We start from the raw sequence: 14,900 nt of genomic DNA, 5'->3' as shown, positions 1-14,900 counted from the left end.
ATACAGAAATTATTTTTTTATTATTTCTGTATATAAAAGGGGTATTTATGCACGATATTTTACAATATGAAGAAAAGCTAATTAAAACCAGATTAGAACTAAATGATTTAATTGAAAAGTATTCTAACAATAAAGAAAACATAGACAAAGCTATAATCGAAAATAAAATTGAATACTTAACAAAAGAATTAGACTATCTTAACAACCAGTTAAATCTTTTAAAATTATCTGTTGAGAATGAAACCGAACATAATAATACATATTCTGCGGACAAACCTCCGGTTAATCCACAACCTTATTATTCTGCCGGGCACAGTTCTGCACCACAGCCTTATTATTCTAAGGGTCAGGTTCATCCTTATTCACCTGTCACTTCTACTACAGGCACTAGCATTGACAATGGTGTTAGAAAAAATTCAACTAAAAATTTCAATAATTTTGAATTACTCATGGGCAAATCTTTAATGGGAATTTTTGCCTCTGTATTAATTTTTATCAGTTTAATTTTATTTGCCACTTTAGTATTGCCAATGTTATCTGATACTGCAAAAATTTTAATTTTATATATTTTCAGTTTTGCACTTATGATAGCCGGAATTTTTCTTCTAAAAAAAGATTCACATAACAAGCTTTATATTTCAATTAGTGGATGTGGCACAGGGGCAATATTCATTTCATTGTTGCTGAGTAACATGTATTTTAAAATTATTAACGAAATAACATTATATTTATTTATATTTGTATGGGCATTATTTGTTTGTGTATTATCTAAAACAAAATCATATATTTTTGCAATTATTGGTCAGGCAGGTATTACAATTTCCATTTTATTTGGCACTTATTTTTGTCACGCTTCAGGCGATTGGAACAAATTGCTTTTTCTCTCTGCATTTTTTGTAGTAACAGAATCAATATTTTATTACACTAATATTCAAGATGATTATCACAAAAATTCAATTTGCAATATATTCAATATGATATGCTTATTTACTTTTAAGGCTACAATGCCTGACTATAAACTTTATGCAGGAAATAGCACAGTGATTATTTTGTCTTACTGCATCCTACTACTTTTTATATCCTCTATTATTATTACCGGGTTTGTTAAAATGAAAGTAGATAACAATTTTTCTGCTGTATTCAGTATTACAAATATGTTTTATTATATTGCTTTAACGACCTTATATTGTTTTAGTTTCAATGAATTCTTTAATATAGCTGTAGCGCTCTTAATTCTTATTGGAATTGAATTAAAATTTAAAGACGAAAACAAATTTGATATTATACTTCTTCAAACTGCTATGATGCTTGTTCCGATAATTAGTATGGTACAAATTGCTTTTGATAACAGCGGAAATTTTATTTATAATTATTTTTATTTATCAATATTTATTATCCCATTTGCTGTATACGGTTATTTTTACAAGCAATATATATATAAGATATTCAGTATTGTGTATTTTATATTTTTCGTACTAAACAGTTCTACTAATAATATTTCAAGATTACTCATTAGTATTTCACTTTTATGTCTATTTTCATTCTTAATGAAATATACAAAAGATTATAGTAACAAAATAAAAATATTATTATACTGTATGTTCATCTTTATTACGATAAATGATTTTAGCAATATAATTGCTCCTTTATTTTCTGCACATATAGCTAAGGATTTTACAAGCTTTATTATTATATGTTTAGTTAATATTGTAGCAAAGTTCACGCCATTCTCTAAAAACTGGATATCAGGAAAGAATGAAAAAAGTACAAATATTACAACTGATATTGTAAATTTATTTTTAATGATTTGTGGATTACGTTTTATTATCAAACTAAATAGTCCTGCATTACATATCATTGCCATACTAGTGACTCTAGTACTATTTTTGATAAATTCACAGAATTATTTAAAGAAAGAAAAAATTACTTTTGGTATATATGTTGGAATTAAATTCACTATTCTAATGGTTATAATTTTAAATTCATTCAATTCACCAAATTACTTAATTAGCATTTTTGCTTTTTTGTTTGCAATATTATGTATTGTGTTAGGATTTTGTTTTTCTTTCAAATCGCTTCGTATTTACGGGCTTGTACTTTCTTTAGTAAGCATTGCAAAACTAATTTTATTAGATATTACATATGATAACACTATCGGACATGCTTTAAGCTTTTTTGTCTGTGGAATATTATGTTTTGTAATTAGTACAATTTATAATATAGTAGACAAAAAAATAAATAAGCAATAGGTCCTTTATATAAAAATCAGGATGGTTTAAACCCACCCTGATTTTTTTGTTTATGTACTTTAGTCTGTCCGAAAACAATCACGCAGCGTATGATTGTTTTCGGACTATAAACCACCTGCTATGCGGATGGCGGCATTTGTATTTATTTTCTACTAATTATTTACATTATATAAATCATAATATATTCCATGTTTATTTATAAGCTCATCATGTGTTCCCTGCTCTTCTATTCCATTTTCAGAAAGAACAAGAATCTTTTCTGCATTTCTGATTGTTGTTAGTCTATGTGCAATAACTAATGTTGTTCTGTTTTTTGCAAGCTTTTCTAAAGATTCCTGAACTACTTTTTCACTTTCATTATCAAGAGCTGATGTTGCTTCATCAAAAATCAAAATAGGCGGATTTTTAAGAAATACTCTTGCAATTGATAATCGTTGTTTTTGTCCACCTGACAATTTAATTCCTCTTTGCCCTATATCAGTTTCATATCCATTTGGAAGTGACATAATAAATTCATGGGCATTTGCATTTTTTGCAGCCTCAATAACTTCTTCTTTCGTTGCATTTTTCTTTCCGTAACGTATATTGTCATACACTGTTCCCGCAAACAAATACACATCCTGTTGCACAATTCCAATATTATTTCTAAGATTCTCTAATTTTATTTTTCTAATATCAGTATCATCAATTGTAATTTCGCCTTTTGTAACATCGTAAAATCTCGGTATCAAATTACACAAAGTGGTTTTTCCGGCACCTGATGAACCAACCAAAGCTACATACTGTCCTTGTGGAATTTCCAAATTAATATGCTTTAATACTCTATGTGCTGTGTCATTATACTTAAATGAAACGTCATTAAATTTAATATTTCCTTTTACATCATTTAATTCAATTGCATCAGCATTATCTTTAATATCCGGTTCAATTTCCAATATTTCCAAAAATCTTTCAAAACCTGAATACCCATTTTGAAACTGTTCAGTAAAATCAATCAGAGTCTTAATTGGATCCGTAAATATATTTATATAAAGTAAAAATGTAATCATGTCTGTTACATTTACAATTCCTCTTGTTATACAAAATCCACCTACGATTATTACAATCAGATTAATCATTGTAGTAAATGCAGTTAATCCCGAATTGTAACCACCCATATATTTATAATTATCTTTTTTAGCTTCTAAAAATTCCTGATTTCCAATTTGGAATTTTTCATTTTCAAGTTCTTCATTTGCAAATGATTTAACAACACGTATTCCTGATAAATTATCTTCAATTTTTTCATTGATTGCTGCTATTTTTACTCTGTTTTTCTTAAATGCTTTTTTCATTTTTTTATTAAAAAAGTAAGCATAACAAATCATAAACGGTACCAGAATAAATGCTGCAATTGTAAGTTGTGGACTGATTGTACAAAGAATAATAAGAGCCCCTATTATTTTTATAAAAGAAATTGTCAAATTTTCCGGTCCGTGATGAAGTAACTCTGTTATGTCAAATAAATCTGATGTTACCCTTGACATAAGCTGTCCTACCTTCTGGTCATCATAAAATGAAAAAGATAATTTCTGATAATGTGCAAATATTTCTGCTCTCATGTCATATTCAATTTTTGCTCCCATAACATGTCCATAATTTGAAATATAAAAATTAGAATATGCCTGTATTGCAATTAATATTGTTACAACTACTGCTATAACTATAAGTTGTCTAAAAACATCTTTAGCCGGTAAATATACTACTGTTGAAGTCACATATCTAACTACTAACGGAATTACAAGCGCTATAATTGATGCTAAAAATGCGAAAAACATATCTATAAAGAATACATGTTTATACGGTTTGTAATACTGAAATAATTTCTTTAAATTTTCTTTCATTTTTTACATACTATCCTTTCTTTTTTTCTGATTTGTTCCTAATACCAATACACTAATATTTTATTAGTCTATTGGCATTGGGAATAAATATTTATTATAACGCATAAAAACACTTGACCCACATTATGAGCCAAGTGCTATAATTTTATGTTTTAATTTTAATAATAAAAATTGTCTATTCCATATTCAAATAAATTTATTTCCACTTTATAGAATAAACTCCATTGCTGTTTGCATTTGCTTTTTCAATCTTAATATAGTATGTTCCTGCATTAGCCTTTCCGTAAGTTGTACTATATGTAAGTTTTAAATCTCTCTTGTATCCATAATATGATGTGCTATCAATCTTTTTACCTTTTTTATTGTAAATAGTAAATTTGAGATTATTTTCTACATTACCGTCAAGAGTTATTGTAACAGGTTTCTTTTTCTTTACTGTAAATTTATACCAATTTGCTTTCTTATCTCCTGCTGTAACAATTCCCTTTACTGTTTTTCCTTTTTTTATATTTACTGCTTTAGCTCTCTTAGCTCTGCTTTTAGCCTTAACAGCTGTCTCCTTTAAAGAAAAGCTCTGTTCTTTACCATATGATGTTCCATTAGAAGTAACCTCAAATTTATAAGTTTTACCCTTCTTTACTGCAAAAGATGCCTGACTGTCACTTGTCAAATCAGATACCCATTTTTTTTCACATACAGTCTTACCTGAATCAACAAATGTTACATAACTGCCCATAGAATAAGGAAGTGTTACTGTAACTTTTCCTGTCTTTGTAGCTGTATAATTAAAAACATACTTATCTTCGCCTGAGTTTCTATAATATGTAATTGTCTCACCATCCTTGATTACTTTTGCATCAAGTGTATAGAATCCTGTCTGTACTGTGAATGTATTTGTATAAACATCTTCACCGTTATAGCAATATGAATCAAATTTTATGTAATATGTTCCCGCATTTGAAAATGAAACATAATCTTCAACTGTTGTTGAACCAACCTTCAAATCTGTTAAATATTCCATTCTGTTAGTACATGCTGCATCAGAATATACTTCAATATTAATATCCTTTACTACACTTGTAGCTGTTGTTACAACTTTTAAGCTTCCCGCCTTAGTAACATTTACAGGTACAACAACACCCTGATAATACTTTCCATTAATAAAATTGCTATTATTATAGCTAAATGTCTGTGGAGCTGTCATTGCTTCTGTGCCATAATAAAATTCTGTCGGTGTAATTGCATCAGCCGCAAACGCTGTTGTAATCATTCCTACAGCCATAATAGTTGTAGCTGCAAGTAAAGTAATCATTTTTCCTAATTTTCTCATTATACTTTCTCCTTAAATAAATTTTTTATATTCAAAATATAAAATGTTCATCTTATATTTTAAATCGATAATTATATACATCAAAATTAAAGTAATGCTTCTAAGTGTCTTCTTATTGCTAAAATGAAATCCTGTGTATTTAATTTCTTTTTATTCTCTAATGTAGAAATAATATATAAATCTCCTGTCATTTCTCCATCTTCAATTGTATCAATACATGCCTTTTCAAGCTTATCAGCAAATTCCATTAATTCAGGGATATTATCTAACTCACCACGTTTTCTTAAAGCACCTGACCATGCAAAAATAGTTGCAATTGGATTTGTTGAAGTTTCTTCACCCTTTAAGTGCTTATAATAATGTCTCTGAACTGTACCATGAGCAGCTTCATATTCATAGTAACCATTTGGTGAAGCAAGTACTGATGTCATCATTGATAATGAACCGAATGCTGTTGCAACCATATCTGACATAACGTCGCCATCATAGTTCTTACAAGCCCAAATATATCCGCCCTCTGAACGCATAACTCTTGCTACTGCATCATCGATTAATGTATAGAAATACTCAATTCCTGCTTCTTCAAATTTTTCTTTATATTCAGCTTCATAAATATCAGCAAAAATATCCTTGAATGTATGGTCATACTTCTTAGAAATAGTATCTTTTGTTGCAAACCATAAGTCCTGCTTTGTATCTAATGCAAAATTGAAGCAGCTTCTTGCAAAACTTTCAATTGAATCGTTAAGGTTATGCATACCCTGTACAATTCCTGCACCCTTAAATTCATGAATTAATTCTCTTGTTTCTTCTCCTGCTTCATTTGTGTATACAATTTCAGCCTTTCCAGGTCCCGGAATCTTCATTTCGCTTCCCTTATATACATCACCATATGCATGTCTTGCTATTGTAATTGGCTTTGTCCAATTCTTAACGTATGGTTCAATTCCTTTAACAATAATTGGAGCTCTAAATACTGTTCCATCAAGAATTGCACGAATTGTTCCATTTGGACTCTTCCACATTTCTTTTAAATTATATTCTGTCATTCTTGCTGCATTAGGTGTGATTGTTGCACACTTAACAGCTACCCCATACTTCTTTGTAGCTTCTGCTGAATCAAATGTAACCTGGTCATTTGTTTCATTTCTGTACTCAAGGCCTAAATCATAGTACTCTGTCTTTAACTCTACGAAAGGTTCTAATAACTCATCCTTGATTAATTTCCAAAGAATTCTTGTCATTTCATCTCCATCCATTTCAACTAATGGAGTTGTCATCTTAATTTTTGCCATCTTACTTCCTCCTAGAAATATACTCGTGTTAAATTATACTTCATTGAACCATCTTTGTAAACTAAACATTTTAACACTTTACACTTTTAAAGACTTGATTTAAAAATCTATAACCGGCAAAATATTTGATGCGTATTATAGTTTAATCATCATAAATATATAAAAGCAAATATAACAATCATCATTTAACACCCAATAATTCTACAGGATTTATAACTCCTGCGCCCTGAATATTAGCCGGCAAATTAACATCCTTGCATGATTCTATCATCTTTCTTTTCACATCTATATTTTTTAATTCAGTATATTTAGATAGCAACAATGCAGCACATCCTGTAACAACAGGTGTTGCCATCGATGTTCCACTTTTTACTGTATATTTTTTCAATTTATAATTATTGTTGCAGCTTACAATATTATTACCATAAGCTATCAAATCAGGCTTTTGAATACATTCACATGTTGGACCTCTTCCAGAATAATTCGATGTGTATCTCCCATTTACATTTACTTTTTTCCCATCCTCTACTACACCAACAGTAATAATTTTTTTACTCACACCGGGCACAGTTATACTGCCTATATCAGGACCATTATTACCTGCAGCTGCAACCACAACTAATCCTAACTGCCATAGTATTTCTACATATTTAACCAAGCGCATTTCTGAGCAATTATTATGAATTGTTCCAAAGGATATATTTACTATTTTTATATTATATTTTTCATAATTATCTATTATCCACTTAATACCATCTATAACTTTATCTTCTATGCCTATTCCCTTTGCATTAAGAACCTTTAAAACAACTAGCTGAGACCTTTTTGCAATTCCATTTATATTCATTCTTCCATATAATCTATCCTTAGATTCTCCGGCTATTATCCCTGCAACGTGAGTTCCGTGTCCATTATCATCATAACATTTTTCCCTGTCTCCAATAAAATCCTTAAATAATATAATTTTTCCCTTCAAATCAGGATGTTCTGCCATTCCTGTGTCAAGTATTGCTACAACAATATCCTGCCCAAATATTCCCTTTTCTTCTATATAATCTATTTTCAATAATTTTCTAACTGTATTCATTTCAACTTTCCAATAAATAATATGATATGTACTAAGCAACTCTATAAAAATTCTCATGTTGTCTATACTTTAATATATGTTTTTTTCTTTTAAAGTTTATTTTTTTGTAAACAATTTTAAGTTCATTACATATTATTTAGTGTAAACAATATTTTAGGGGAAACAAATATGAGTGATTTAGCAGCAACAAACTGCGGATGTGGATGCGGTTGTGAAGGAGGAAACAATACTTTATTTTTAATTCTTATCCTTTTATTCTGCTGTGGTGGAAATAACGGATGCGGTTGTGGAGGAAACGATGGCTGTGGTTGCCAGAGCATTCTTTGGATTTTAGTACTTCTTTGTGCATGCGGAAATAATAACGGTGGCTTCTTTGGAAATGGTTGCGGCTGTTAATTGATTCGAAAGATTATTATCAATATGATTTAGAATGTCTTTTGGAAAATGAACTTGCCACTAATTTTTTAGAAGATACGAATCTGTTTTTATTACTAATGGCATTAAGCATTTAAATTAAAAAGGAGGTCAGCCTTATGGATAATGCAAATATGAAGCAAACGTTATTTGACAGCATGCTTACTAACAGAAATCTGCAGATTCTAAAGGCTGTTCTCCCTTACATAGATTATGATACGGGCAAATCTCTTGGAATATATGTGAAATTTCAGGAATTAAAAAATTCATTTTCCATTAACCCCGGTTCATATATGATTAAAGATAAAAATGGAAATTATAAAGCCATGAATTGTGACAAGCCTCTTGATTTTTCTACTTTATATCCCATTATAAAAGATTATCTTACAACTGAGGAACAGGAAATGTTTGAAACCTTTATTGGTATGATGGATATGTTTTCAATGGATGACGAGGCAAAAGAATCTATGTTTGGTGAATATATGGATATGTTTAAAGAAATGTTTTAACTTAAATTTATCTGCTTTCATTATACATTTTATAAGAATTTGTGCGTGTAATAATGCAGATTAAAAATTATTATGTGCTGCATTTATTGTGGCAGAATGGAGATTTTATATGAGCAATAACGAATGGATGAATGACCCTGTTTTATCAGGTATTTCTAATGAAAAATTAAAGATTCTTACAGATATTGTTGAAAACACAGGTGAAATGGATGCAAAGCAAATGATTCCTTATTTCATTAAAGCATCAAATGAAGCAACAAAACAGGGAGCTTCATTTACAAATGAAGAAACCGATGCAATTCTAAATGTCTTAAAACAAAAAATGACTCCAAAAGAGCAACAAAGAATTGAAATGGTTAAGCGTCTTACAAAATTAATGAGCAAAAATAAGAAGAGCTGATTTTTCCTGATAATTTGATAGAATTTAAAATTGCAAGATAGCTTCTTGATTTTACTCATTTTAATAAGTATATTTATTACATATATATATTTATTAGATTATGTATAAATTGTATTAGATTGTGTAAAAATTGTATTAGATATGGACAGTTTGAATACTGTAATCTGCGTGTAAATTAAATTAAATATGGATGTTTTAAATACTATAACTTGCATGTAATTCAAATTATTTACATACACTATCTATGCTTTTGACGATATGAAAGGTACCTTAAAGATGAGCGAATATCCTATTAAAATAATTAAAAGTAAAAGAAAAACTATGTGTTTAGAAATAAAACATGACGGAACGCTTATTGTAAGAGTTCCGTTTTTCATGGGAAACAATGACGTATTAAAATTTGTTAACAGTAAACAGGACTGGATTAATTCCCATTTAAGCAAAATAAAAAACAATCAGGCTGATTTAGAAAATAATTATTTGACAAAAGATGAAATAAACAATTTAATATCTACTGCTTCCGATTATATTCCAACACGTGTTTCTTATTTTGCAAAAATAATGGGTGTTTCCTATAACCGTATTTCAATTAGAACATAGAAAACGAGATGGGGAAGTTGTAGCAGTAAGGGCAATCTTAATTTTAATGCTCTGCTTATGCTTACTTCTAAAGACGTAATTGATTATGTTGTTATTCATGAACTAAGTCATAGAATTGAAATGAACCATTCTCCCCGTTTTTGGTCTATTGTTGAAAATGTATTACCAAATTACAGAGTTCAAAGAAAATGGATAAAGGAAAATGGATACAAACTGATTAGCAGAATCCCAAGATAAAAATGACGCAGATAACATTACCTGCGTCATTTTATATTTCCCGAAATATAAATTCTATTTTATTTCAAGAAATTATTTTATTGTGTTTTTTGTCCCAATTATTTCATTACTATGTTAATGATTCGTCCCGGAACATAAATTTCTTTTACAACGTTTCCTGTAAGCTTGTCTGCTATTGCTTCTTTTCCTGCTAAAATAGCATCATCTTTTGAAACATCAGCCGGAAGTTCTACGACTGCTTTTGTTTTACCATTTATCTGTACAGGAACTTTAATTGTATCTTCTACCATCTTGCTCTCATCATATTCAGGCCATTTTTCAAATGCAATTGTATCATTGTGACCTAAAATCTGCCAGATTTCTTCACCTACATGAGGACATATACATGAAAACATTTTAATAAAGTTTTCTGCATATTCTTTTGGACATTTTCCTGCTTTGTATACTTCATTAACAAATGTCATCATCTGAGCAATAGCTGTATTATATCCTAACTCTTCAAAGTCATTTGTTACTTTCTTAACTGTCTGATGATAAATCTTTGTTAATGTATTATCGTTTTCATCTACAATTTTCTCTTCATCTGTAAAGAATGCCCATACTCTCTTAATAAAACGATAAGCTCCCTGTACTGCATCAGAATTCCATGGTTTTGAAACTTCAATTGGTCCCATGAACATTTCATATAATCTTAATGTGTCAGCACCATATTCCTCTACAATATCACTTGGATTTACAACAAATTCAGGGAATCTCTTACCCATCTTAATACCATTTTCACCAAGAATCATTCCCTGATGAACTAACTTCTTAAATGGTTCTTTTACAGGTGAAAGACCCTGGTCATATAAAAATCTGTTCCAAATACGTGAATACATTAAATGACCTACAGCATGTTCAGGACCACCTACATATAAATCTACAGGCATCCAGTGTTTTAACAATTCCTGATTTGCAAATTCTTTATCATTATCAGGATCAATATATCGCATATAATACCATGAAGATCCTGCTGAACCGGGCATTGTTGCTGTTTCACGCACACCCTTAATTCCATTTTTATCATACTGCTTCCATTCAACAGCATTTTCAAGAGGAGCTTTACCATTCTTTCCTTTATAATCATCCAATGGTGGAAGAATTAATGGAAGTTCTTCGTCAGGAAGGAAATAAATTTCTCCATCTTCTTTATATACACAAGGAACAGGTTCTCCCCAGTATCTTTGTCTTGCAAAAATCCATTCACGGAAGTGATAATTTACTGTTTCCTTTGCAACTCCCATGTCTACTAATTTCTTTGTAATTGCAACTTTTGCTTCTTCAACTGTAAGGCCTGTAAATTCTTCAGAATTAATAAGCTTGCAACCTTTTCCAAGATAATCCTGTTTCTCAAATGCATGCTCAGATACATCTGCGCCTTCAATTACCTGAATCATATCGATGTTATGTGCTATCGCATATTCAAAGTCTCTCTGGTCATGACTTGGAACTGCCATAACAGCTCCTGTACCATAACTTGCAAGTACGAAATCGCCAATAAATAAAGGCACTTTCTTACCATTTACAGGATTGATACAATAAATGCCTTCAAGTCTGCAACCTGATTTTGTTTTATTTAATTCTGTACGGTCAAAATCATTCTTCTTAGCTGTTTCTGCAATATATGCCTCAACTTCTTCTTTATTTTCTACTCTGTCCATAAGACTCTTAACAATTTCACCATCCGGTGCTAATACCATAAATGTAATTCCATATATTGTTTCAATACATGTTGTAAAGATAGAGAATTTTCCTCCGTCTACGATTTCGAATTCTACTTCTACACCTGTACTTTTTCCAATCCAGTTTCTCTGCATATCTTTTGTTGATTCAGGCCAGTCAATTTCTTCTAAGCCTTCCAAAAGTTTTTCTGCAAATGCAGGCTGGTCGATTACCCACTGTTTCATATTCTTTCTAACAACAGGATATCCTCCACGTTCTGATTTTCCATCAATTACTTCGTCATTTGAAAGAACTGTTCCTAATTCTTCACACCAGTTTACAGGCATATCAATATGTTTTGCATATCCTGCTTCATATAATTTTTTAAATATCCACTGTGTCCATTTATAAAACTTAGGATCAGATGTTGCAATCATCTTAGACCAATCATAATCAAATCCTAACTCTCTTAACTGTTTTGAGAATGTTGCAATATTCTTCTGTGTAAATTCTGCAGGATGATTACCTGTAGTTACCGCATACTGTTCTGCAGGAAGTCCAAATGAGTCATATCCCATTGGATGAAGTACATTGTATCCCTGCATTCTTTTCATACGTGACATAATATCTGTAGCTGTATAGCCTTCCGGATGTCCTGCATGAAGTCCTACACCTGATGGGTATGGGAACATATCAAGAGCATAATATTTTGGCTTGCTAAAATCCCATACATCTGTTTTAAATGTCTCATTTTCCTGCCAATATTTCTGCCATTTTTTTTCAACTGTCTTATGATTATAAGCTGTAGACATAATTATTTTTCCTCCTAGATTATAGATTATAATTTATAATCATTTTATTATTTACTCAGCTAAATTTGCTGCTGTTTGCATTTCACTAGTCTGAGAAGTTATTTCTTTAGAATTCTGTGTTGTTGTTTCCTCAGACTTTTTCTTTGTCGTTGTTTCTTCTTTACTCTTCTTTGTAGTAGTTTCTTCTTTTTTATGCTTAGTCGATTCAGGTACTTTTGGTTTCTTATTTAATTTAGTTTCCTTAATAACTAATTCAACTGTTGCTTCACAGTTTCCAATATTACCTGATTCATCAGTAGCAATTACTTTAACGGAATTATCTCCAATTTCTAATTGATCTTTAGGAAAAGCCACTGCTTTAATTGTAACTCCACTTTCATCACAACTTGCTTTTGACTTAACTAAATCTTCTATTGCTTTTTTTACTTTATCTTTCTGATAATCTTTTATGCTTGCACTCTTAACTTCATATTTAAATTTATATGTTGATAATGTTACCTTAGGACAGGTCGTATCAATTACTTTAAATACAACTGTCTGAGAAAATTTTTCTCCGGCTTTATTTTTATATGTAAATTTAACTTTATTTTTTCCAAGCGTGCCTGAATCTATTTTATTGTATTTTAATTTCGATGTAACATCCTGTCCGTTAGCATTAATTGCAATTATATTTTCAAGGTATTTTACATCTGTACCTTTTTCAACATATACAACCTTATCACCAACAGCAATTGTACTGTTAGCAAGCTTTAAATAAGGATTAGCTTCATCAGTGTCAGTAGGATCCCACCCACATTTTTTATATGTTTCAGTCTTTGTAAGCGGTTCCATAGGTAATACATCCTTCTTTGAACCTTTTACAATTTTAACTTTAGTTCCTGTTCCACAGTTATCATATATCCATTTTGCATCTCTTGCAGTAAGCAAAATACATGAACCTGCTTTTTGCTTTTCTCCTAAACTGTTATATGATTTTTTATTTAAAGTCCAACTATATTTTTCACTATAATTAACTGACTGAATCCAACTGTTTTCAGAAATCTGTGAGTTATATTTATGCCATGATTTATTAATATCAAGCCAAGTGTATTTTTTCTGAACCTTACCCTTGCCTTCATTTATTCCATCTCCAACGGAACACTGAAAGACATAGGTAGGAACCTCATTATTATCCTTGTCTGTCTCGTATACAATGAGAGCATTCTTTTTTATATTGACCACAAGATTATATTTACCTGTCCCACTATTCTGCTCTTCATCCTGTGTTTCTTCTTTACTGTCAATTCCTTTTCCTTGTGTACTTGCAGTTCCTCTTGACTGTAATCTATGCTGAACATACATCAGGCCGCCAAAAATAATAGCTGCAACAATAATAACCTCTATTAATGTTGTAATTATATTTTTTAAATTTTTAGCTTTTGAATTATCTTTTCTACTCACAAAATCATTCCTTCCCATAATTTCACGCATACTGTTATATTATACAACAAATGGTTATTTTTGCAATAGAATATAGACGTCGCTCATAAGCCCTGATATATGATATTCCCTACTGATTTTCTTCTTTTTCTTTAGCTATTTTTACAATTCTGCTTGTTCCAAGTCTGTCTGCTCCTAATTCAATAAATTTTTCTGCATCTTCTAAGCTACTGATTCCACCTGCGGCTTTAATTTTAGTATTGTTGAATACATTGTCAGCAAATAATTTTACCGAATGGAAAGTTGCCCCTTCTGTGGAAAATCCTGTTGATGTCTTTATATAATCTGCTTTTGAAAGAGAAACTATTTCTGACATTTTTTCTATTTCTTTATCTGTTAAAAGACAGGTTTCAATAATAACTTTAAGTAATTTTCCATTACATGAATCTTTTACTTTGTTAATCTCATTAAATATTTCTCCCCATTTTTCCTCTTTTACCCATCCAATATTTATAACCATATCAATTTCACTAGCACCATCTTTAACGGCACTTTGTGCTTCATAGCATTTTACTTCTGTAGTATTATATCCATTTGGGAAACCAATTACCGTACATATTGCAATTTTTCCATCAACATATTCTGCAGCCTGTTTTACAAAGCTAGGAGGTATGCATACTGAAGCTGTATTGTATTTAATGCCCTCATCACATATATTTTTTATCTGATTCCATGTCGCCTCCGGTCTTAATAACGTATGATCAACTTTTGATAATATTTCTTTAATATCCATCTCATTCTCTCCTTTATAATTTATTTTTCTTTATTTAACAACTAATCGTTAGAAACGTTAAACTAAATGAGTCGTGTTCACTTTATTTTCTTTTACAATATAATATTGAGTTTTTGATGCCTACGGATTGTTCTGTGCTACGCGCTCTCACAATCCTACCACAATATTAAA

General features: G+C 30.4%; 12 protein-coding genes and 1 pseudogene. 6 read left to right on the top strand and 7 right to left on the bottom strand.

The features are described from left to right. Positions 1-47: 47 nt before the first annotated feature. On the top strand, positions 48-2,249 hold the full coding sequence (locus N5B56_RS08990) for a DUF2339 domain-containing protein (protein WP_260978774.1): 2,202 nt from the start codon (positions 48-50) through the stop codon (positions 2,247-2,249). A gap of 152 nt (positions 2,250-2,401) precedes the next feature. Here the strand turns inward: N5B56_RS08990 and N5B56_RS08985 are convergent, their stop codons facing one another. The 4 genes from N5B56_RS08985 to N5B56_RS08970 all read right to left on the bottom strand — a co-directional run bounded on the left by N5B56_RS08985 (position 2,402) and on the right by N5B56_RS08970 (position 7,844). After that, positions 2,402-4,132, bottom strand: a complete 1,731-nt coding sequence (locus tag N5B56_RS08985) for an ABC transporter ATP-binding protein (RefSeq protein WP_022089097.1) — start codon at positions 4,130-4,132, stop codon at positions 2,402-2,404. 196 nt (positions 4,133-4,328) lie between these two features. Then, positions 4,329-5,462 carry a PPC domain-containing protein gene (locus N5B56_RS08980; RefSeq protein ID WP_022089096.1) on the bottom strand — a complete coding sequence of 378 codons (1,134 nt, stop codon included), beginning with the start codon at positions 5,460-5,462 and terminating at the stop codon, positions 4,329-4,331. A gap of 86 nt (positions 5,463-5,548) precedes the next feature. Continuing rightward, on the bottom strand, positions 5,549-6,757 hold the full coding sequence (locus N5B56_RS08975) for an NADP-dependent isocitrate dehydrogenase (RefSeq protein ID WP_022089095.1): 1,209 nt from the start codon (positions 6,755-6,757) through the stop codon (positions 5,549-5,551). A gap of 181 nt (positions 6,758-6,938) precedes the next feature. Further along, positions 6,939-7,844 (bottom strand): S8 family peptidase, encoded by a 906-nt coding sequence (locus N5B56_RS08970; protein ID WP_260978773.1) that lies wholly within the window; start codon positions 7,842-7,844, stop codon positions 6,939-6,941. Positions 7,845-8,012: 168 nt separating this feature from the next. On the opposite strand from N5B56_RS08970, the gene N5B56_RS08965 reads away from it, so the two are divergent. The 5 genes and pseudogenes from N5B56_RS08965 to N5B56_RS13535 form a co-directional block, all read left to right on the top strand. Then, entirely contained in the window at positions 8,013-8,240 is a 228-nt protein-coding gene (locus tag N5B56_RS08965; RefSeq protein WP_022089093.1) for a hypothetical protein, read from the top strand. A 137-nt stretch (positions 8,241-8,377) separates the two neighbouring features. Further along, the gene (locus N5B56_RS08960) at positions 8,378-8,767 is read left to right on the top strand and encodes a hypothetical protein (protein ID WP_260978772.1); all 390 of its coding nucleotides are present in this window, start codon (positions 8,378-8,380) and stop codon (positions 8,765-8,767) included. A gap of 109 nt (positions 8,768-8,876) precedes the next feature. Continuing rightward, positions 8,877-9,167: a hypothetical protein gene (locus N5B56_RS08955; RefSeq protein WP_022089091.1), complete on the top strand. Its 291-nt coding sequence runs from the start codon at positions 8,877-8,879 to the stop codon at positions 9,165-9,167. A 276-nt stretch (positions 9,168-9,443) separates the two neighbouring features. Beyond that, positions 9,444-9,767, top strand: coding sequence for a M48 family metallopeptidase (locus tag N5B56_RS08950; protein WP_260978771.1), 324 nt, complete (start codon positions 9,444-9,446; stop codon positions 9,765-9,767). A gap of 12 nt (positions 9,768-9,779) precedes the next feature. Beyond that, positions 9,780-10,004, top strand: a pseudogene (locus N5B56_RS13535) (M48 metallopeptidase family protein); the annotation flags it as partial. A 98-nt stretch (positions 10,005-10,102) separates the two neighbouring features. On the opposite strand, the gene leuS reads toward N5B56_RS13535, so the two are convergent. The 3 genes from leuS to deoC all read right to left on the bottom strand — a co-directional run bounded on the left by leuS (position 10,103) and on the right by deoC (position 14,729). Continuing rightward, positions 10,103-12,517: a leucine--tRNA ligase gene (leuS, locus tag N5B56_RS08940; protein WP_022089089.1), complete on the bottom strand. Its 2,415-nt coding sequence runs from the start codon at positions 12,515-12,517 to the stop codon at positions 10,103-10,105. A 51-nt stretch (positions 12,518-12,568) separates the two neighbouring features. Continuing rightward, positions 12,569-13,957: a L,D-transpeptidase gene (locus N5B56_RS08935; RefSeq protein ID WP_260978770.1), complete on the bottom strand. Its 1,389-nt coding sequence runs from the start codon at positions 13,955-13,957 to the stop codon at positions 12,569-12,571. A gap of 109 nt (positions 13,958-14,066) precedes the next feature. Next, the gene (gene deoC / locus N5B56_RS08930; RefSeq protein ID WP_022089087.1) at positions 14,067-14,729 is read right to left on the bottom strand and encodes a deoxyribose-phosphate aldolase; all 663 of its coding nucleotides are present in this window, start codon (positions 14,727-14,729) and stop codon (positions 14,067-14,069) included. Between the last annotated feature and the right edge of the window lie 171 nt (positions 14,730-14,900).

Source organism: Eubacterium album (genome assembly GCF_025336545.1).
GTDB lineage: Bacteria > Bacillota > Clostridia > Lachnospirales > Lachnospiraceae > Eubacterium_U > Eubacterium_U album.
The sequence above is the reverse complement of the archived record's forward strand: the minus strand, read 5'-3'. Positions and strand labels throughout refer to the sequence as shown.